Source organism: Streptomyces malaysiensis subsp. malaysiensis (assembly GCF_040653035.1).
Classification (GTDB): Bacteria; Actinomycetota; Actinomycetes; order Streptomycetales; family Streptomycetaceae; genus Streptomyces; species Streptomyces malaysiensis.
The window spans coordinates 81,488-101,770 of the sequence record NZ_JBEZNG010000020.1 but is presented as its reverse complement, the minus strand read 5'-3'; the positions used below and the strand labels follow the sequence as shown (position 1 = coordinate 101,770).

Genomic DNA, 20,283 nt, shown 5'->3' with positions numbered 1-20,283 from the left:
GGTACGGCTCGGGGTGAGACGGAGATATGGGAGGCGTGGCGGCTCAGCGGGTGGTGACCGACAGGCCGAGGCTCTTCAGATCGGGCATGGTTCTGCTCTGGGCCTCGCGCAGGGCCTCCAGGATGGTGCCGCTGCCGGCTCCGGCGCGGGCGAGCCCGTCGTCGCCGGAGGTGGTGGTCGAGACCATCCGCGGCCCCCACTTCCAGGTGGGGGAGATCATCTCGGCCTGTTCCTGGAAGAGGCCGAAGATGTCCTGGCCGGAGTAGTAGCTGGTGTCCATCTCCTTACGGGCGACCGGGACCAGACCGGGCACGGAAGGGAAGGCGCTGCTGACACCGCTGGCGAGTTTGGCCTTCAGGGCGCCGGGGCTGGTCACCATCCAGGAGATGAACTCCATGGCCTCCTCGGGATGGTGGCTGTCCTTGGTGACCAGGAAGGTCGAGCCGCCCTGTGTGCTCACCTTGGGTTCGGCGGGGTCCCATTGCGGCATCGGCGCGATGGCCCATTTGCCCTTGCCGCCGGGGGTGGACGACATCATCGAGCCCGCGGCCCAGGCGCCGGCCAGATAGCCGGCCGTCTCACCGCTTTGTATATGGGCGCGCCACTGCTGGCTGGAGCCGGGTTCCACGCGCACCAGGTCGTTGTCCATCAGGCGCTGCCAGTAGGCGGCGACCTTGCGGGTGGGGGCGTCGTCCATGGAGATGTGCCAGGTGTCGTCGGACGTCCGGTACCACTGGGCACCGGCCTGCCAGGCGTACCCCGCCAGATAGAGGGTGCCACCGGTGGTGAAGAGGCTGGCGATACGGGAGCGGGGCTGGGCCTGCTTGAGCTTGCGGGCCGAACTCTCGAACTCCGCCCAGGTCTTGGGGACCGGGATGTGATTCCTGGTGAAGATGTCCTTGCGGTACAGGAAGACCATCGGCTCGATGTCCACCGGTACGGCGTAGGTGCGCCCGTCGAAGGTGGTGAGGTCCAGCGCCTGCGGAAGGATCTTGCGGCGCACCGAGTCGGGCAGCAGCTCGCTGATGTCCCGGGGCACGCCATCGATGGTGAAGCCGGGCAGCTGGGGGTATTCGATGGTGGCGACATCGGGGGCGTTGCCCGCGCGGGCGGCGTTGCTGAGCTTGGCCCAGCCGCCCTGTTCGCCGGAGGGGACCTGCTGGAAGTCGACCTCGATGGTGTCGTGGGTGCGGTTGAACTCGTCGACGACCTCCTGACTGCCGCGCAGCGGCGACCAGAAGGTGAGGCGTACGGGTCCGTCACCGGCGGTGTCGGCTGCGCGATGTGTTGAGCAACCCGCGCAGCCCGCCAGGACGAGGGCGAGCAGTGTGAGCAGTGCGGTGGTTCCCGCCGTCGCCCGGCGTCCGGTTACCGGGCGTCCTGGGCGTCTCTGACCAGGCATGGACCCTCCCCTGATTCAACGGTGGAGTCAGAGGGAATCCTGAGCGCTTGACTGAAAAGCCGTCAATACATCGAACAGAAGAAACCAAAGCGGTCAATCAATCAGGAGAATCAGCGCAGAGGGGCGGTGGAGTCCCGGATCACCAGCCCCGGCAGCAGCTCCAGATGGCGGGTGGCACCGGCCCACCGCCCGTTCCGCGTCCGCTCCAGCCGGCGGATCAGCAGCTCGAGCGCGGCCTGCCCGAGTTCGCCCTTGGGCGGGGCCACGGCCGTCAGCGCGATCTGCCCCATGTCGGCGACCACATCGTTGTAGGCGACCACCGAGCAGTCGCCCGGCACCTCGATCCCCGCCTCGCGCAGCCGCTGGACCAGCACCAGCGCGTCCATATCACCGTGGATCAGCGCGGCGGTGGCCCCGGCGCGGCGCACCGCGCCGGCCAGGTCGGCCTCCCGCGCGTCACGGGGGCGGGGATCGGGCCCCGCGGTGCGCGAGCTGAGCATGACCGGGCACCCCTCGGCGATGCCACGGGCCGCGGTCTGCGCGGCGAACTCCGACCGGATCACCCGCGCGGTGGGGCTGTCGTCGCGCGCCGCCAGCACGATGCGCCGATGCCCGAGCGCGGTCAGGTGCTCGAGCGTCAGATGCACCCCGTGGGCGTGGTCGGAGCGCACACAGTCCAGCCCGTAGACGGCGCTGCCCCGGTGGGGCCGGCGCTCCACCAGCACCACGGGCACCTCCAGTTCGGCGAGCCAGGTGTGGTCCGCCCGCGCCTCCGCCTCGGTGCGCCAGCGCGGTGCCAGCAGCAGACCCCGCGCGCCCGCGTCCAGCGCCTGGCGGACCGCGCGCTCGGTGCCGCGCTCGTCCGCGGCGATGTGCAGCGCGAGCCGCAGACCGGCCTTCTCTGCGGCCTCCCGCGCCGCCTGGACCACCTCGGTGAGATAGGTGTTGCGCTCCGGGACCACCATGCCGATGGTGTCGCCGGTGGCGGTGGACTCCTGGGCGATCGGCCGCAGCGAGCGGGCCACCCCGTGGCCGCGGCGCAGCTCCCCGCGCTGGGCCAGCTCCTCCACGTCCCGCCGTACGGTGACGACGGACACCCCCAGCTCATCCGCGAGATCGGTGATCCGCGCGCTGCCCCGGGCCTCCACCAGTGCCGCGATCCGTGTCTGCCGCTTCGGCGCCGGCTCCCGCATGCTCCCCACCCCTGACGCGATCGGCTTTCGTCTTCGCTCGAAACACCGCCATAGTAGCGATCATTCGATCAGGAAGCAGTCGGTGGATGGCCGGAGGAGGTCAGCAGTCGGTGACGCCGCGCGCTCGAAGGGCCGTCCGCAGGGCCCGAGTCGCGTAGTACGTCCGCGATTTGACGGTTCCGGGCGGCACCCCGAGCGCCCGTGCCGCCTGGTTGATGCTGCGGTCCAGATAGTGCAGATGCAGCAGCACCTCCCGCTGCGGGGGCGCCAGATCCGCCATCGCGTCCCACACCACCTGGGCGGTGAGCGCCTGATCGACCGCGTCCGGCGTGACCAGCAGCGCCATCTCCGCCTCACCGGCCGTCTCCACCGACGGCTCCACCTGATCCTGGTGGCCGTCGGTCACCAGATCGCCGACCACGGTGAACAGCCGGTGGCGGACGGTGCCGTCCATGGGGCCGACGTCCATGGGGTACTGCCAGGCCCGGATCGCCACCTCCTGCACGATGTCCTGGGCCCGGTGCCAGTCCCCGCCCAGCAGCCGGGCCGCCAGGCGCAGCAGCGCCGAGCCATGTCGTCGGTAGAGCGTCCGTAAGTACGTGTCGGCGTCGTCGGTCATGACGGCCGCCGCGTGGATGTCCATCGTCCCGTTCCCCCCGAGGCTGATGTCTCAATGGCGTGAGCGTAAAAGAAGAAGGGCGCCGATTGAGTGACGAATCTCTGACGTCACACCGCGGCCGGAAGAACACGGTGCCCGAAACGGGCTCGACTAAGATCCCCAGTTGTGCGATTTACGGTGTTAGGCCCGGTCAGGGCATGGCGTGATGATGTCGAACTGGAGCTGGGACCGCCCAAACAGCGGGCGCTGCTGGCGCTGTTGCTGGTACGGGCGGGACAGCCGGTGGCGCTCGGCGAGATCGTCGACGTGCTCTGGGCGCAGGATCCGCCGAGCACCGCGGTGAATGTGGTGCACCGCCATGTGGGGTCGGTGCGCCGGCTGCTGGAGCCCGACCTGCCGGCGCGGGCGGAGGGCAGCCGGCTGGTGCGCAGCTCGGGCGGTTACCGGCTGAACGCCGAGGCGGACACGCTGGATCTGCTGCGCTTCCGGCATCTGAGCGACTCGGCGCGGCGCACCGCCGAAGCGGGGGAGCCGGAGCGGGCGGCCGAACTCTTCTCGCGGGCGCTCGCGCTGTGGCAGGGGCCGACCGCCACCGGAGTCCCCGCCGAGATCCAGCCCCATCCCGTCTTCTCCGGTGTCGACCGCGAACTTCTGGCCGCCGCCAAGGAGGCCACCGCCACGGCGCTGGCCTCCGAGGTTCCGGAGCAACTGCCCACCGTGCTCCAACAGTTCGCCGCCCAGCACGCGTTGGACGAGACCCTTCAGGCCCAGCTGATCCGGGTACTCGCCACCACCGGACGGCGGGCCGAGGCGCTGAAGGTCTTCTCCACGGCGCGGGACCGGCTGGCCGAACAGCTCGGGGTGACCCCCGGCCCCGAACTGCGCGCCGCCCACCGCGAGGTGGTGCCCCGGTCGACCCCGGCCCCGGCCGAGCCGGTCCAGCCCAGCCCTCCGGCGGCGCGGCCCATCCCGGCGGTCCGTCCCGCCCAACTCCCGCCGGACCTACCGGCGTTCAGCGGACGCCACGCCGAGCTCGCCGGTATCCAGACCCTGCTGCCCGAGGGCGCCGAGACCGGATCGCCGACTCCGCTGGTGATCAGCGCGATCGACGGGATGGCCGGGATCGGCAAGACCGCCCTGGCCGTGCACTGGGCCCATCGGATCGCCCACCGCTTTCCGGACGGACAGCTCTACGCCAATCTGCGCGGCTTCGATCCGACCGGTTCGATGATGTCGCCGAACGAGGCGCTGCGCGCGTTCCTCCACGCGCTGGGGGTTCCGCCGAGCCGGGTGCCCACGGGGCTGGACGCCAAGACCGCGCTGTACCGCAGTCTGCTGGCGGGGCGGCGGATGCTGATCCTGCTGGACAATGTGGTGGACTCCCAGCACGTCCGGCCGCTGCTGCCCGGCTCCCCCGGCTGTCTGACCATCGTCACCAGCCGCAATCAGCTGCACGGTCTGATAGCGGGCGAAGGGGCCCGTCCTCTTACTCTGGGGCCGCTGTCCCCGGCCGAGTCCCATGAGGCGCTGGTGCGGCGGCTGGGCACGGACCGGGTCGCCGCGGAGCCGCGGGCGGTGGCGACCATCATCCGGCTGTGCGGGCGGCTGCCGCTCGCGCTTGCGGTGGTGGCCGCGCGTGCCGCGACCCGTCCGTCCTTTCCCCTTTCTTCTGTCGCCGCCGAGTTGCGCGAGAGCCAGGGGAACCTCGACGCGTTCGCGGGCGCCGATCCGAGCACCGACGCGCGGAGCGTCTTCTCCTGGTCCTACCGGACCCTGGAGCCGGAGGCCGCCCGGCTGTTCCGGCTGCTGGCCCTGCACCCGGGCCCCGAGGTGTCCACCGCGGCGGCCGCGAGCCTGGCCGGGCTTCCGCTGCGGGTCACCCGTGCCCTGCTGGCCGCGCTCACCCGCGCCCATCTGCTGGTGGAGCACGCTCCGGGCCGGCACACCTTCCACGATCTGCTGCGGGCCTACGCCATGGAGCTGGTCCAGGACCACGACACGGACGAGGTCCGCCGGGACGCCCGGCACCGGATGTTCGACCACTATCTGCACACCGCGCGCACCGCCGCCACGCTGCTCGCCCCGTACCGGACCGAACCGCTGCCCCTCTCCCCGGCCCGGCCCGACGCGGCGCCCGAGCACCTCGGCCGCCAGGACCGGGCCGAGGCATGGCTCTCGGCCGAGCGGGCCGTACTGCTGTCGGTCGTCGAGCACGCACGGGACCACGGATTCCCCTCCCACGCCTGGCAGTTGGCCGTGACGCTGGAGCTCTTCCTGGACCGGCGCGGCCACTGGCAGGAGCAGACCGCCATCCAGCGCGGCGCGCTGGGGGCGGCCCGGGCCCTGTCCGATCGGCTCGGCCAGGCGCACAGCCACCGCACTTTGGGGTTCGCCGAGGGACGGCTGGGCCGGTACGAGGAGGCGTACGGCCATCTGGAACGGGCGCTGGAACTGTTCACCGAGCTCGGCGAGCGGGGCGGACAGGCCCGCACCCTGCGCGCCCTGGCCTTTCTCAGCAACCGCCAGGGCCGCCACCAGGAGGCGCTGGACCACTACCGGCCGGCGCTCGACCACTACCGTGCCTCGGCCCACATCAGCGGACAGGCCAGTGTGCTCAACGAGATCGGCTGGACGCATGTCCTGCGCGGTGAGTACGAGCAGGCCCTGGCCCACTGCCGACAGGCCGTCGAGCTGCACCGGCGGATCGGCGACCCGTCCGGCGAGGCCGCCGCGCTGGACAGCCTGGGGTACGCCTACCACCACCTGGGGCGGTATGAGCACGCCCTCAGCTCGTACGGCCGGGCGCTTCGCGTCTACCGCGAGATCAGCGACCGGTATCTGGAGGCCGACACCCTGCACCACCAGGGGGACACCCGGCTCGCCCAGGGCGACCTGGCCACCGCGCTCACCGACTGGCGGCGGGCCCTGGAAATTCTCCAGGAGCTGAACCACCCCGATGCCCGGGTGCTCGACGGCAAGCTGGGGCAGTACCGGCAGTGGCCGCAGCCGGCCTCGACTCTGAGCGGATGACCTCTCGGCGTATGACGGGGCCTGGTGGGCGTGGTCTTCCGCGCTGTCGCATCCACGGCGGGGCGCCTCCGGGTCGTCGGGACGGTGTGCGGCCGGACCGCTCGGGCGCGGCCGTGCACCGGTGCTCTCCCTGCCGTACGTACGGGCGCCGCGCGTTGCTCAACCGGGCGCGAAAAAACTTCTGACGGCGCCTCAGGACGGCGGCCGCGCAGGGTACCAGCCGGCAATGATCTCTGTCCCGGCTTTATTCACTGGTGATGAGGTCTCCACGACCGAGCCACACGAGGTACTAGCGTCCGGTGTCACTCCGAACCAAGGAGGGCGCTGTGCGACCAGCAAACCTCACCAGACCCATCGGCTCCAGCCGCACCATCGGCACCGGGCTCATCATTGGAGCGCTCGCCGTCACCCTGGCGGCGATCCTCGTCCCGGTGTCGCTGTTCGGCGAGAGCAGCGCGGCCCTGCCGCGCAACGGCGTCACGGACGACGGCGGTGGGACGGTCAGCACCCAGTACGGGCCACTCACGGCTACTGACCGGGACTTTGTCCGCAAGGTCAGGCTGGCCGGAACGTGGGAGCTCCCCGCGGGGCGCCTCGCCCAGGAACGTGGCGCCCGGGATGCCGTGAAGACCGCCGGTGAGCATCTCATCGAGGGACACACCGAACTCGACCGCCGCTCGGAGGAGGTCGGCCGGGCCCTCGGGATCCCGCTGCCCAATCAGCCCAACGCCCAGCAGCAGGGCTGGCTGAACGAGATGACCAGCGCCGGCAGCAGCGCCGAGTTCGAGCGCGTTTTCGCAAACCGGTTGCGCGCCGCTCACGGCAAGGTGTTCAACCTCGTGGCGCAGGTGCGCGCCGAGAGCCGCAACTCCATGGTCAGATCTCTGGCCACCAGGGCCAATGCCATCGTTCTCGACCACATCACGGTCCTCGAGGACACCGGGCTTGTCGACTTCGACGCCCTCTAACGACTAAGTGAAGTGATCTTATGAGGCAACAGACCCACAAACGCGGGCGGTTCACCAATAAAACCGTCGCCATCGTCGCCGCGCTGGCGCTCGGCGGTGGCGGGGCCGCGATCATCGCCGCCAACGCGTCCGCCCACGGCGACCGGAGCGGCTCGGACCAGAACCGCACCGTGGCCGCGAAGGCGGGGACGATCCAGTGCCCCGATGTGGGCCAGAAGCTGAACGACGTGCCGTCCCGGGCCAGGCCCCAGGTCGACAAGAACCTGGCCGAGCTGGACAACCAGGTGGCCAAGGCGTACCAGCGGATGAACCGGCAGCAGGGTTCGAACGACGCGGTGCTCTCCAAGCTCCACGACGAGCGCTCCCGGACGCTGGGCAACATCGGCTCGGCCATGGGCGGCGACGACTCCCAGCTGCAAGGGATGGTCGACTGCAAGTGGCAGGACGCCGGCACGGCAGGCGGTGACGGTCAGCAGCAGGGCGGTCAGCAACAGGGCGACGGCCAGCAGGACGGTCAGCAGCAGGGCGGCGAACAGCAAGGCGGCGAGCAGCAGGGCGGCGGCCAGGAAGGCGGCAACCAGCAGGGCGCCAACGAGGTGCCCGGCAACGCGGGCGGCCAGGCGGGCAACGGCCCGGCGCAGGACGACTTCGTGGACATCACCACGGTGCAGCCGAACGTCCAGCAGCCGCCGCAGGCCCAGGAGAACGGCTCCACCGGCACCTTCACCACCGAGTGCGGTGTCGGCGACCCCGAGCTGCGCAACAGTGACAACGTCATCGTCGCGCCCGGTGTCGGCAACGGCGCCCACCACACACACGACTACGTGGGCAACGACAGCAACGACGCCTTCGCCAACAACCAGACCTTCGAGCAGGGCGGCACCTCCTGCGAGAACCAGGACGACAAGTCGACGTACTACTGGCCCGTGGTCCGCGCCCAGGACGGCAAGGACGAGGCGGACGCCAACGACCTCGGCGGCGGCCAGGAGGGCAACGTCGGCACGATCCTGACCCCCAAGAGCTCCAAGATCGAGTTCAAGGGCAACGCGCAGAACAAGGTCACGGCGATGCCGAAGTTCCTGCGGATCATCACCGGTGACGCCAAGGCGTTCACCAACGGCGACGCCAACGCCAACGCCTCCTGGAGCTGCACCGGCTTCGAGGACCGGCAGCTGACCGACAAGTACCCGCTCTGCCCCGCGGGCTCCTCCGTCACCCGCACCTTCGACTTCCAGAGCTGCTGGGACGGCCAGAACATCGACAGCGCGAACCACCGTGACCACGTGGCCTTCGCGGGCGAGGACGGCTCCTGCCCGAACGGCTTCAAGGCCATCCCCCAGCTGGTGAACACCATCACCTACGATGTGCCGGCCAACACCCCGTTCGCCGTGGACGGCTTCCCCGAGCAGTTGCACAAGCCCATCACCGACCACGACGACTTCATCAACGTGATGTCGGAAGACCTGATGAACGAGGCGGTGGACTGCATCAACAGCGGCAAGCAGTGCGGCTGATGGAGCGGAATCACCAGGCGCGCGCCGGCCGTGAGGCCGGCGCGCGCCGCGCTGCCACCCCCCACTTACACGAGGCCGCGGACGACGACGCGGCCACCGACCCGCCGGCGGCGGGGCATCCGGACACCGAGGGTTTCCTGGGCCGGGCGTCTACCGGCCGACCGGTCCGTACCGTCCCCGACCAGGAGCTCACCCGGCAGTTGGCGGAGGGCTACCGGTCGGGCAGCAGCAGCCCGGCCGCGGGTGACCTGCTCTACCGCCGCCACCACGCGGCGACCCTTCGCTACGCCAGGACCTGCTGCCGTGATCCCCATGACGCCGAGGATCTGACCTCCGAGGCGTTCTTCCGCGCCTTCCAGGCCGTTCGCGCCGGCGGCGGACCCCGCGGCCCCTGGCGCCCGTATCTGCTCACCGTGGTGCGCCATACGGCCATGGAATGGAGCGCCGGGGAGCGAAGGGTGCTGCTCACCGCCGACTTCGAGGCATGGCGGCAGCAGCACGCGGTCACCGCCGACCCCCAGCAGCGTCTGATGGCCCGGGAGGACCGCCAGCTGCTCATCCGCAGCTTCCGCGGACTCCCCGAGCGCTGGCAGATCGTGCTGTGGCTGACCCTCGTCGAGGAGGAGCCCCCGCACCGGGTGGCCATGGTCCTGAACATCTCCCCCAGTGGGGTGACCTCGCTGGCCTTCCGCGCCCGGGAGGGCTTGCGGAGGTCGTATCTACGGGCCCATCTGGAGTCGGCGCACGACAACCGGTGCCGGCACTACAGCGGCCAGATCGGCGCCTCGGTGCGCCGTGGCGGGGTGCGCGGCCGGGCGCTCGCGCGCCATCTGGCCGGCTGCGCCTTCTGCTCCCACGCCTACCGCGAACTGCTCGGCCTGAACGCCGCGATGCGCAACACCCCGCGTATGGCGGCGCCCGCCGGGGCGAGAGGCTGAACCGCCCCGCTTCACCCTGAGGCGGCCGAATCGGCCCAGGACGACGACGAACCGCCGGCCGCGTGAGCGCGGCCGGCGGTTCGTCGTCGATCGGTCAGGTCCTCCGGTCAGGCCCTCCCGTCAGAGTCCGTTGACGCGCGCCTCCCTGGCGATGCCCAGCGGCCGGACGCCGGGGGGCGCACCGGTACGGGTCCTGCGGCCCACCCGGGACGCCTGCCGCCGGATCCGGTCCATCTGCGCCATCAGCCTGCGGCCGCGCAGCGCCATCTCCAGCTCGAAGCGTATTCGGGGGTCCCGCAGGCCCGGCCCGAAGAGCTTCTCGATCTGGCGCAGCCGGTATCGCACGGTCTGCGGATGCACCTTGAGGGCCTTGGCCGCCTCGGGCGCGCCACCGCCCTCCAGCCAGGCCAGCAACGTCATCTGGAGCCGCTCGCTCTGCCGGGGGGTCAGCCCGACCAGCGGCTTGAGCCACCGCGAGGCCAGCGCCCTGACCAGCGACTCGTCCTGGAGGAGCAGCAGCATCGACAGGTGGTCGTCGACGAAGAGCACCCGGGCCTCGAGGCCGGGACGGGCGGGCGCCAGGGTCAGCAGGCGCCGGGCCCAGCGCACCGAGGAGGCCGCGTCGTTGAGCGGCACCACATGGCCCACGGCTGCGGTACGGCCGCGCAGCGCGGTCTCCAGCGCCGCCCGGGTGCCGGGCTCGGCGGGGGCCGTTTCCCGCTCCGGGTCCCGGTCGCCCTCCTGGGTGGCGGCGGCGCCGGTGTCCGGGGTGGGCCCCGGGTCCGCGTCCGGGTCGGGGATCAGCAGGCACAGCTCGTCGCCGACCGCGCCGATGAGGGTGTCTCCCAGCACGGCGGCCAGTTGGGGCGCCTCACCCGGGGTGGGCAGGGCGATGGCCTGCACCGTTTCGGGAAGTGGCCAGCGGGCGGCCCGGGAGAGCTCCACCAGGGTGCGCTCGGAGACCGCCACGTCGCCGATGAGGGCTTCGAAGAGATCGCGCCGGGCCCGCTCGGGCGGCACCTCGGCCAGCGTCTCCTCGCCGTGGGCGGGGGAGGCGGCCGGCTCGACCGCGCCGTCCTCGCCCGTCCTGCGGTGGCCGAGGGCCGTCAGGAGAGCCTGCTCGACTCCCCATCGGACCTTGTCCCGCTCAGCGTTCTCCAGGAGTTCGGCGAATCCCGGAATTCTGTGCCGAAGGTTCTCAACCACGTCGTCGGCCACGGACGGGAGTTCATTGCGCAGCATGCGGGTCCACTCGCCACGGGGGCGGGACCAGATGCGGTTCACGAGTTCGCCCATCATTACCTCGTTCTTGCCGGGGGGAGACCTGGCCGTTGGGGGGTCGGTCAGGTCCGTGGAGGTTGCCTCCTTGAGCCGGTTCGTCCAGTACCGGTCAGGGAGTCGAGGGTCCTCCGCTACGTCATAGAGGACTCCGCCCCCTCCCGGTCCCGACACTTTGCCGGTTCTTTGCCATTGAGACGGCAGTCGATCAGCCGGAGACGGTCTGGGCACGGCGTGTCCACTAGAAGTTGTCACGTTACGACAAATCTTATGGAGATCAGGTGTACTTCCGAGAAGCTGGCGCCCCCAAGACGACTTTGACGAATCTCGTCACCCGCGCGAATCCGCGCGATCGGGAGGCTCCAATGTCCATGTCCCAAACGCCGCTCCCCTCTTCACAGGGGCGCCACGGGGGACGCCGAGCTCGTGGCGGACGACGAGCCGCTCGCCGTACCCAGCAGCGTGCTCCATCCGGGATCGGAGGGCCACGCAACCTCCGGATCTACGCCATCGCCGGCTCCGCCGCACTGTCCCTGTACGTGGCCTGGGACGCCGGCGCGTTCTCCAAGACCTTCGCGTTCCTCGACTTCGGCGCGGGTGTGCTCGCACTGGTCTGTCTCACCTCGGCGGTGCTGTGGGGGCTCGCCGCGACCGACCAGATGATCCTGCACACCAGGCAGCGGCTGATGGCCCAGGCGATCCACCGGGCGGCCGCGGTCGCCGGGTTGCTGTTCCTGGCCGTTCACATCTGGGTCAAGGTCGCGGAGAGCCACACCAACGCCGCGTCCGCCGTACTACCGTTCGCGGACGCAAATCAGCCGGTGCTCATCGGGCTCGGCACCATCGCCGGCTATCTCTTCGTGATCGCCGCGGTGACCGGCGCCGTGCGCAGCTCGTTCGCCTCGGCGGGCAACTCCCGCTGGCGGTACCGCTGGTGGCGGGCGCTGCATGTGGGCGCCTACCCCGCGTGGTGCGCCGCGCTGATCCACGGTCTCAAGGCGGGCCGCGCCGCCAAGATCTGGGCCACCTACGGCTACATCGCGGCGCTCGCCGGTGTGGCCATCGCGCTGTGGCTGCGTCTGGTCCAGCGGCGGCGCCAGGACATCGACCGGGCGGACGGCATCGAGGTCAGGAACCCGCCCGCCCGCAGCATGCAGGAGGGCCGGACCCGGCGGGCCGATCCCACCGTGCCGCGCCAGCGTGCGGCCGAGCCCGGCCCGCGTGACAGTCAGCCGCTCGGTGCCTCTCGCGGGTGGGACCGGTGATCACGACCAAACCCAGGCTCGCCTGTGTCGATCCGCCCCGGCTGCTGGCCGGGCTCGACGAGGTGTACCGGCTCGACCGCGTCGGCCATCTGACCGTCCATGGCACCATGCCGGCCCTCCGGGCGGACGAGCTCGTGGCGCTCGCGGAGAACATCGATCTGCGCGGGCGCGGTGGCGCCGGTTTCCCCTTCGCCAAGAAGGTCCAGGCCGTGGTGGAGTCGGCCGGCCGGCGCGAGGGCCGCTGTGCCGTGGTGGTCAACGGCAGCGAGGGCGAGCCCAGTTGTCTCAAGGACACCGCGCTGCTGCTGCACACCCCGCATCTGGTGATCGACGGCGCCGTTCTGGCCGCCGAGGCGATCGGCGCCGAGGAGGTCGCCATCGCGGTGCACCGCCCGGATGTCGAGGAGTCCCTGGCCGCCGCGATCGCCGAGCGCGGCCCCAGCGGGGTCCCGGTGCGGGTGAGCCGCACCCCGGACCGGTTCGTCGCCGGTGAGGGCGGCGCGGTCATCAACGGCATCAGCGGCGCCCCGGCCATCCCCAACGGCCGGAAGATCCGGACCAGTGACAGCGGGCTCAGCGGGCTGCCCACCCTGCTGTCCAACACCGAGACCTTCGCCCAGCTCGCGGTGGCCGCGCGGATGGGCGCCCTGCCGTACCGCTCGGTGGGGCTGCCCACCGAACCGGGCACCACGCTGCTGACGGTCGGTGGAAAGTACGTGATGGAGACGCCCACCGGGGTGCCGCTGACCTACGTCCTTGAGCTGTGCGGCCTCACCGCCGGCCAGGCGGTGCTGGTCGGCGGCTACCACGGCAAGTGGCTGGACCCCAGGAGCATCAACGCGGCCACGATCTCCCGCGAGTCGATGAAGAAGTACGGCGCCCGGCTGGGCGCCGGGGCGGTGCTGCCCATCCCCGAGAACACCTGCCCGCTCGGCGAGACCGCACGGGTGGCGCGCTGGCTGGCCGCCGAGACGGCCGGTCAGTGCGGGCCGTGCTTCATCGGGCTGCCGGCGATCGCGGACGCCATCGGCCAGGTGGAGCGCGGCGGCGGCCAGGCCGCGATCGACAATGTGCGCGCCTACGTCAACTCGGTGAAGAAGCGCGGAGCGTGCAGCCATCCCGACGGCACCGCCGGTTTCGTGACCACCGCGCTGGAGGCGTTCCCCGAGGAGTTCGAGGCACATGCGCTCGGCGCCGGGTGCGGACGGCCCACGATGGGTGTGCTGCCGCTGCCGGAGGACGCGCTGCCACTGGCCCTGCCGCCCGCCCCGCTGAACCCCTCGGCGCGCGACGACCGCTCCCAGCGCGGGCCGATGGAGAAGCTCCTGGTGGACTGGTCGCTGTGCCAGGGCCACGGGCTGTGCGCGGACATCCTGCCGCCCGAGGTGCTGACGCTCGGGATCGACGGCTATCCGGCCTCGGCCTCGATGGAAGTGCCCCGGCAGCTGCGGGCGCAGGCGGTCCGCGCGGTCCGCCGCTGCCCGGCCCTGGCGCTGCGCATCGAGGAGTAGCCGGAGGCGGATCCATCTGGCACCACCGCACCACCGACACCGCGGCGGCCGTGAGAAACGGCCGCCGACTGCTGTGCGCTCAGCGATCCGGAGTTTTTTGCCTCCGGTGACAAATTCGCAGGCCGCTGAACGCCGGTCCGCATGGGCTCCGTATGCACATGACGTCGGCGCAATCACCGCCGGACCGATCGAGATTGCAGAGGAATGGTCATGGAGAAGCGGCGTCACATCGCATTCGCCGGGGTGTCGGTAGCGATGGTTCTGCTGACGGCGGCGTGCGGCAGCAGCAAGGACAACACCGCGGGCAGCGCGAATGTGCAGCCCGCGGGCGGCAGCCAGACCGTGGGTGCGGGCGCCTCCGCCTCGGCGGGCGCGGTGGCCGGCGCCGGCGGCGGGTACGAGGCGGGCGGCGACACGGGCGCGGCCGCGGGCGCCGCGGCCGAGCGGACCGGTCCGGCGAAGCAGCTGGCGGTCAAGGAGGACGCCAAGCTGGGCAAGTTCATCACCGACAGCAAGGGCTGGACGCTCTACCGGTTCGACGAGGACACCCCCAAGCCGGCCAAGTCCAACTGCAACGACGACTGCGCCACCAAGTGGCCCGCGGTCCCCGCGGACGACGCCACGGCCACCACCGGTATCGACTCCGCCAAGCTGGGCTCGGTCACCCGCTCCGACGGCACCAAGCAGCTGACGCTGGCGGGCTGGCCGGTCTACCGCTTCGCGGGCGACGACAAGCCGGGTGACACCAAGGGCCAGGGTGTGGGCGGCACCTGGAACGCGCTGGCGCCCGACGGAAAGCCGGCCGGCAAGACCGCGGCCACGGACGACAGCCTCCAGCTGATGGTCAACAACAACGCCGAGCTCGGCAAGATCATCGTGGATGGCGACGGTATGACCGTCTACCGGTTCAACAAGGACAGCGCCTGGCCGATGAAGACCGGCTGTCTCGGTGCCTGCCTGGACACCTGGAAGCCCGTCAAGGCCGTGGACACCACCAAGGTCGCCGGGGTCGACGCGGCGAAGGTCACCTCCTTCAAGCGCCCCGACGGCACCAAGCAGGCCGCGTTCGACTGCTGGCTGCTGTACACCTTCACCGGGGACAAGAAGCCCGGCGACATCAACGGCCAGGGCGTGAAGGGCACCTGGTTCGCGGTCACCGACAAGGGCAAGAAGGCGGGCCAGTAGGGCGGACACCATACTGACGGTCCACCGCGGCGGGTGGTCCGAGGCCATCCGGGCCCGGACCGCCCCGCCTGACGTTCTACGGGAGGTTGATGTGTCACTCGCACTCCGTGCCACCGCGGTCTGCGCCGGTTTGCTGTTCCTGGCCGGCTGCGGTGGAAACGACCAGGCACACGGCGCCAGACATGAGCAGAAGAAGATATCCCCCGCCACCAAGGAGTTCGCCGAGCCCGGCACGCCCGCGCCACTGACGAAGCTCGCCGACGCCATCGGCTGCGAGGCCACGGTCATCACCGAGGCGGACGAGCTGCGCCAGGGCGCCTGCGGGTCCGGTGCGAAGCGGTTCACGATGGTCACCTTCGCCACCGACAAGGGCCAGCACGACTGGCTGACGACGTCGAAGGACTACGGGGGGATGTACCTGGTCGGCAAGCGCTGGTCGGTCACCGGCCTGTCCATGAACTCGCTGGAGCCCCTGCGCGAGAAGATCGGCGGATCCCTCGAGAAGGGGATGTCCCACGGCGCCTCCCACGGCGGGAAGAAGCAGAAGGACGGAATGGAGGGCATGGAGGGCATGGACGGCTCGGCGAGCCATGGCGGCCACGACGGGAAGAAGTGACGCGCGGCGCCCGCCGACCAGGCGGTGTGCGCGGGTCAGCCCCTCAGGCCGCCCGGGAGTCCGCCCACTTGACCAGGTCCGGGTCGGCGAGGGTGGAGACCCACACATCGACCGGCGGGGACTCGTCCACCGGCTTGCGCGGCCCGACGCCGAGCACCCTCAGCCCGGCGCGCGAGGCGGACAGAAACCCGCAGTGGGAGTCCTCCACGGCGAGGGCGTCCGCGGGGGCCGCACCGCACAGCCGGGCGGCCTCCAGATAGACATCGGGATACGGTTTGGGCCGCACCTCCCCCTCGGGGACCAGCACATGGCCGAAGTAGCGCAGCAGCCCGGCCTTGGCGAGCCCGTCCTCGACGACGTCCCGCGGGCAGTTGCTGGCCACGGCCAGCGGCGCGAAGGTCGCGGCCTTCGCGACCAGTTGGGGCGCCCCCGGCATGGTGACCGGATCGTCGGCCACCAGCCGGCGGAACGCGTCCAGGAGTTGTTCGGTCATTTCTTCGGCGAGTTCGGGGCGCCCGGCGAATTCGGCCAGCATGCGGCCGCATTCGGTGTAGTGGAGCCCCTTCGTGCGCCGGGCGAACTCCTCGTCGGGGGCGGTTCCATGGCTTCTGAGCACCACTTCACGCGCCTCCTCCCAGTGTCGTTCGGAATCCATCAGGGTGCCGTCGCAGTCGAAGACGATTGCGGCTGGGGTCCATCCGAGAAACTTTTCGGCTGTCATCTGTCTGCCGCTCCATGGGAGGTGGAGGAATCGGCGCAGGGTGTGCCTGTACCTGCGGGGGCCGCGCAGTGGAAATGTCCTGGCGGCTCAGAAGGGCGCTGGGCGCCGACCGCTGTTGTCGTACAGGCCGCGAGAATCGCCTGCCCGAAACATAACGATCACTACGTTAGTTTGATGACCCGCAGTAAGCAAGGGGTCACCGAGTGTCGGCGTTTTGTTCGTCGTTCAGTCCGTTCGTCGCCAAAGAGTTCGTCGCACGGTGCGTTCTTCGCACGGCGCGTTCGTCGCTCAGAGGTACTGGAGCACGCCGACCGCAGTGCAGATACCGGCCTGGCGCAGCCGGAAGACGCACGTTCTGCCGTGGGAGGTGCACTCGACCACGGCCGGCGGATACGACTCGGTGAAGCGGATCGCCTTCATCCGGCAGACGACGGGCCGGATCAGCGTCCCGCCGGTCGCCAGCGCCGCCGCCTGGCGGGCGCCCTCCAGCAGCACCAGCCCCGGCATATGGTCGCTCCAGTGGTCGAAGAAGAACGGATGGCGGGGGTCGGCGGGGTCGAGATAGACCACTCCCCCGTCCCGCACCACCAGGACGTCCCGGGCCGCGGGAACGGCCAGTTGCGCAGGTGAGGGCCGCACCGCGGCGCGCAGCCGACGGCGCGCGGTGTGTCCGTGGGCGGCGGCCCGGGTCTCCGCGTAGGTCGTGCCGTCGAGGAAGCGCGCGGTGCCCCCGGCCCAGGCGAAGAGCTTGCCGCCCGCCGACAGCACGACATCCAGCCGCATCCCGGTGACGAAACGCCCGCAGGGGCTGGTGCGGATGTCGGTGACGGCGGCCCGGCAGGTGATGTCGGAGGCGCCGTACGGCGCCCGGGGCTCGGTCTCGGGGTCCAGCCGGTAGGAGATGTCCCGGATCAGGAAATGCGCCCCCGCGGGCACCGCGTAGTACCGCGTGGGGATGTAGATCCCCAGTTCGCGCAGGGTTTCCGCGATCATCAGCGGATGGTGACGGCCGTCCCCGCCGTGCGGGAAGGTGGGATGGGACCTCGGCCACTGGGCCGCGGCCTCGAATCGATTGTCACCGTGCGTACGCACATCGGTGAGCAGCACCTCGGCCACCGAGACCCGGTGCACCGCCTCCCGCGCCACCGTGCGGGACCAGCTGAGCGGCCGCCCGGCGGGACCGGACGGCTCCGAAAGGCCATGAGCCTCACGAACGATCACCATAAAATACTAATAATGTTTGACCTGTCTCGCCTCATCACCATCACTGGCCGAAAGTCCGCTAAGTTCTCCCCGTCACATCCGATGTGCTGGTGTAAGGACGGCGAACACGTGCAAGAACGGGCCGAACAAACACGCCGATCCCTTCTGGAGGCCGCCGCATTCCTTTTCGACGAACGGGGATACGCCGGAACGAGCATCAGCGACATCACGTCCAGGTCCGGCCACACCAGCGGCGCGATCTATTTCCATTACACGAGCAAGGAAAGGCTCGCGCTGGCCGTGGTGGAGGAGCACTTCGCCTCTTGGCCCCCGCTGATCGAGCGCTACACCGCCCTCGACTCGCCTCCGCTGGAGCAACTGGTGCGGCTCAGCTTCGCGGTGGCCCGCGCCTTCCGCGACGACATCGTGGTCCGCGCCGGAGCCCGGCTGTGGGCCGAGCGCACCCTGATCGAGGCGCCCATGCCACCGCCGTTCGTGGGGTGGATCGACGCCGTGGGCCAGATGATGGAGAAGGCGGGGGCCGAGGGCGATCTGGCCCCGCATGTCGATCCGCTGCCCGCCGCCCGGACCGTGGTCTGTGCCTTCTTCGGGCTGCACACCGTCTCCGAGGCCCTGGACGGGCGGCGGCTGGTCGAGGACCGCCTGGCCGATCTGTGGACCCTGCTGCTGCCCTCGCTCCAGGCCCGGCCCGGGGATCCGGCGGGGCTGCTGGCGCTCGCCCGCGCCGACTCCCCACCCGCGCCGGAATAAGGCGCCTGCGTCCACGCCCTGCCACGTCGGAGTGAAGGGCCCCCGGCGGCTCCCCCGGCCCGGTCAGAGCGAGGCGCCCGCGGCCACGCCCGGCCCCCTGCGGCCACCCCCGGTCCCGTCAGAGCGAGGCGCCCGCGCACATCACCAGTGTCTGGCCGGTGACCGCGCCGCCCTCCGGGCCCAGCAGGAACGACGTCAGCCCCGCCACCTCCTCCGGGCGCACCAGCCGGCCCAGCGGTGGCAGCACCGGCGGGGTGCGGCTACGGCCGGGGTCGCGCAGCATGGGGGTGTCCGTCGGCCCCGGCGCCACCACGTTCACCGTGACCGCGCGGGGCGCGAGCTCGGCCGCCCAGGACCGGGCCAGGGCGGGCAGCGCCGCCTTGGTGGCGGCGTACTGGCTCTTGCCCGGGACGCCGGTCATCGTCCGGCTGCCCACCAGCACCACCCGGCCGCCGTCCGCGATCCGGTCCACCAGCGTGTCCACCAGGACGCCCGCCGCCTGCACATGGATCCGCCACATCAGAGCCCCGTCCTCGGGCTCGAGCTCCCCCAGCCGCGCCGAGCGCTGAACGCCCGCCGCGTGCACGATCGCGTCCACCCCGGACACCGGGGCGAGCAGCTCGGGGAGGGTCTCCGGCCGGGACAGATCGGCCGGGATCCAGTGCGACCCCGCGACCGTGTGCGCGGGGGCCGTACGGCTCAGCCCGGTGATCCGCCACCCCTCGGCCAGCAGCCGGGTGGCGATGGCGGCGCCGATACCCGAGCTGACACCGGTGACCACGGCGTGGCGGGGCTCAGCCATCGGCCGCCCAATCCGGTGCGACGCGGACGTATTTGATGGCCTGGCGGTGGTAGGTGTACGCGATGTGCAGGGTGCCGTCGGGGCCCTGCCGGATGGTGGGGTAGGACAGCTCGCGGTTGAGCCGGTCGCGTGAGTTGTTGGTCAGGCAGTGGCCGTCGCCGGTGTCCAGATCGCGCCGTACGGGCCAGGTCAGGCCGTTGTCGGAGGACAGCGCGAGGGTCATCGGGGCGCGGGGTGCGCCCCAGAAGGCGCCGGGCGCCGAGGCGTCCCGCGCGGTGGCCGGGGCGGGGGCCCGAGCGGTGTGCCCCGCGTCGTCGATCTCGTCGTAGAGGGAGACGCGGCGGGCCGTGGCGTCCGCCCGGCTGCTGTGGTTGTAGACCAGCGCGAGCCGGCCGTCGGCCAGCGGGACGTACTGCACGGAGGAGTTGTTGTTGGGCAGTTCGGTGCGGACCGGCTCGCTCCAGGTCTCCCCGCCGTCGGTGCTGTGCGAGCGGTACACCGCGTCCGCCCAGCGGCTGCGGAAGAGGGCCAGCAGGGTGGTGTCCGGCAGTTGGTGGACGTTCATGTGCACACAGCCGGTCGAGCCCGGCACGGGCCGCTCACGCCAGGTCCGCCCCTGGTCGTCGCTGATCATCACCGCGCTGGTGTCATGGTCTCCGGCCCATTTGGCCCCGGGGGTGGCCACACAGTGGAACACCGGCAGCAGCCACCGCCCGGAGTCCAGAACGGCCACCGGCTGACGGATGAACACCCCACCCGCCTCGGTGGCCGGGAAGAGCGTACGCGGCGCGTCCCAGGTGGCGCCCGCGTCGGCGGACACCCGCAGCCGCACCTCCGCCGTGTCCTGGTCACCCGCCCGCTGCGCGGTGTAGAGCAACCACAGCTCACCGGCCGGGGTGGGGAACAGCAACGGGTTCTGCTCCGAGCGGGTGGCGTCGCCGGAGAGCCGGACCGGCTCCGTCCAGGCGCCGGAGCCCGGGGCGAGCCGGGAGAACCACACGGAGATGTCCGGTACGCCCTCCTGGGTGCCGCCGAACCACACACAGCCGAGATCCCCTCCGGGCAGCACGGTGAGATTGGCGGCATGGTTCTGCACGGCGGGCGCGGGCAGAAACGCCTCCTGGCACGCCGGGTCACCGGGGCGCACCCGGAGCCGTCCGTCGGTCGGCGGCAGAGCGGTGTCATGGTCGGCGGTCATGGTCGCCGGGCTCCTCAGGGTTGCGGTGATACGGGAATGTGTACGGACGGCCCCAAGGACGCGCCCGAG

General features: G+C 71.2%; 17 protein-coding genes. 9 read left to right on the top strand and 8 right to left on the bottom strand.

What is annotated here, in order from left to right; genetic code table 11:
• Window positions 1-43: 43 nt before the first annotated feature.
• From AB0E24_RS32155 to AB0E24_RS32145, 3 genes are all read right to left on the bottom strand, one after another.
• A complete protein-coding gene (locus tag AB0E24_RS32155) occupies window positions 44-1,402 on the bottom strand; it encodes an ABC transporter substrate-binding protein (RefSeq protein WP_069867269.1) in 1,359 nt (452 codons plus the stop codon).
• A gap of 110 nt (window positions 1,403-1,512) precedes the next feature.
• Window positions 1,513-2,595: a LacI family DNA-binding transcriptional regulator gene (locus AB0E24_RS32150; protein WP_147967255.1), complete on the bottom strand. Its 1,083-nt coding sequence runs from the start codon at window positions 2,593-2,595 to the stop codon at window positions 1,513-1,515.
• A gap of 100 nt (window positions 2,596-2,695) precedes the next feature.
• On the bottom strand, window positions 2,696-3,238 hold the full coding sequence (locus AB0E24_RS32145) for a sigma-70 family RNA polymerase sigma factor (protein WP_359382273.1): 543 nt from the start codon (window positions 3,236-3,238) through the stop codon (window positions 2,696-2,698).
• Between the two features lie 141 nt (window positions 3,239-3,379).
• Between AB0E24_RS32145 and AB0E24_RS32140 the strand changes: the two genes are divergently transcribed.
• The 4 genes from AB0E24_RS32140 (at window position 3,380) to AB0E24_RS32125 (ending at window position 9,664) form a co-directional block, all read left to right on the top strand.
• Entirely contained in the window at window positions 3,380-6,244 is a 2,865-nt protein-coding gene (locus AB0E24_RS32140) for an AfsR/SARP family transcriptional regulator (RefSeq protein WP_359382270.1), read from the top strand.
• A 326-nt stretch (window positions 6,245-6,570) separates the two neighbouring features.
• Entirely contained in the window at window positions 6,571-7,212 is a 642-nt protein-coding gene (locus AB0E24_RS32135) for a DUF4142 domain-containing protein (RefSeq protein ID WP_093702721.1), read from the top strand.
• Between the two features lie 20 nt (window positions 7,213-7,232).
• Window positions 7,233-8,726 (top strand): DUF1996 domain-containing protein, encoded by a 1,494-nt coding sequence (locus AB0E24_RS32130; protein ID WP_174883073.1) that lies wholly within the window; start codon window positions 7,233-7,235, stop codon window positions 8,724-8,726.
• Window positions 8,726-9,664, top strand: a complete 939-nt coding sequence (locus tag AB0E24_RS32125; RefSeq protein WP_359382266.1) for an RNA polymerase sigma factor — start codon at window positions 8,726-8,728, stop codon at window positions 9,662-9,664. Before AB0E24_RS32130 ends, AB0E24_RS32125 begins: the two co-directional genes overlap by 1 nt.
• Before the next feature lie 120 nt (window positions 9,665-9,784).
• Here the strand turns inward: AB0E24_RS32125 and AB0E24_RS32120 are convergent, their stop codons facing one another.
• Window positions 9,785-10,963, bottom strand: coding sequence for a PucR family transcriptional regulator (locus AB0E24_RS32120; RefSeq protein ID WP_359382263.1), 1,179 nt, complete (start codon window positions 10,961-10,963; stop codon window positions 9,785-9,787).
• Window positions 10,964-11,481: 518 nt separating this feature from the next.
• On the opposite strand from AB0E24_RS32120, the gene AB0E24_RS32115 reads away from it, so the two are divergent.
• From AB0E24_RS32115 to AB0E24_RS32100, 4 genes are all read left to right on the top strand, one after another.
• Window positions 11,482-12,207, top strand: a complete 726-nt coding sequence (locus AB0E24_RS32115; RefSeq protein ID WP_231981183.1) for a ferric reductase-like transmembrane domain-containing protein — start codon at window positions 11,482-11,484, stop codon at window positions 12,205-12,207.
• Window positions 12,204-13,718 (top strand): NADH-quinone oxidoreductase subunit NuoF family protein, encoded by a 1,515-nt coding sequence (locus AB0E24_RS32110; protein ID WP_069867543.1) that lies wholly within the window; start codon window positions 12,204-12,206, stop codon window positions 13,716-13,718. Before AB0E24_RS32115 ends, AB0E24_RS32110 begins: the two co-directional genes overlap by 4 nt.
• A 210-nt stretch (window positions 13,719-13,928) precedes the next feature.
• Window positions 13,929-14,903 (top strand): SCO0930 family lipoprotein, encoded by a 975-nt coding sequence (locus AB0E24_RS32105; protein ID WP_359382260.1) that lies wholly within the window; start codon window positions 13,929-13,931, stop codon window positions 14,901-14,903.
• A 91-nt stretch (window positions 14,904-14,994) separates the two neighbouring features.
• Window positions 14,995-15,519, top strand: a complete 525-nt coding sequence (locus AB0E24_RS32100; RefSeq protein ID WP_359382258.1) for a hypothetical protein — start codon at window positions 14,995-14,997, stop codon at window positions 15,517-15,519.
• 43 nt (window positions 15,520-15,562) lie between these two features.
• Here the strand turns inward: AB0E24_RS32100 and AB0E24_RS32095 are convergent, their stop codons facing one another.
• Both AB0E24_RS32095 and AB0E24_RS32090 read right to left on the bottom strand, forming a co-directional pair.
• Complete coding sequence (locus AB0E24_RS32095; protein ID WP_069867278.1) at window positions 15,563-16,240, bottom strand: HAD family hydrolase; 678 nt, start codon at window positions 16,238-16,240, stop codon at window positions 15,563-15,565.
• Window positions 16,241-16,528: 288 nt separating this feature from the next.
• A complete protein-coding gene (locus AB0E24_RS32090) occupies window positions 16,529-17,464 on the bottom strand; it encodes a ScbA/BarX family gamma-butyrolactone biosynthesis protein (RefSeq protein WP_069867279.1) in 936 nt (311 codons plus the stop codon).
• A gap of 108 nt (window positions 17,465-17,572) precedes the next feature.
• On the opposite strand from AB0E24_RS32090, the gene AB0E24_RS32085 reads away from it, so the two are divergent.
• Window positions 17,573-18,214: a ScbR family autoregulator-binding transcription factor gene (locus tag AB0E24_RS32085; protein WP_069867280.1), complete on the top strand. Its 642-nt coding sequence runs from the start codon at window positions 17,573-17,575 to the stop codon at window positions 18,212-18,214.
• A 118-nt stretch (window positions 18,215-18,332) separates the two neighbouring features.
• Here the strand turns inward: AB0E24_RS32085 and AB0E24_RS32080 are convergent, their stop codons facing one another.
• Window positions 18,333-19,016 carry an SDR family NAD(P)-dependent oxidoreductase gene (locus AB0E24_RS32080; RefSeq protein ID WP_102936651.1) on the bottom strand — a complete coding sequence of 228 codons (684 nt, stop codon included), beginning with the start codon at window positions 19,014-19,016 and terminating at the stop codon, window positions 18,333-18,335.
• Window positions 19,009-20,214 carry a sialidase family protein gene (locus AB0E24_RS32075; protein ID WP_359382253.1) on the bottom strand — a complete coding sequence of 402 codons (1,206 nt, stop codon included), beginning with the start codon at window positions 20,212-20,214 and terminating at the stop codon, window positions 19,009-19,011. Before AB0E24_RS32075 ends, AB0E24_RS32080 begins: the two co-directional genes overlap by 8 nt.
• Window positions 20,215-20,283: the final 69 nt, after the last annotated feature.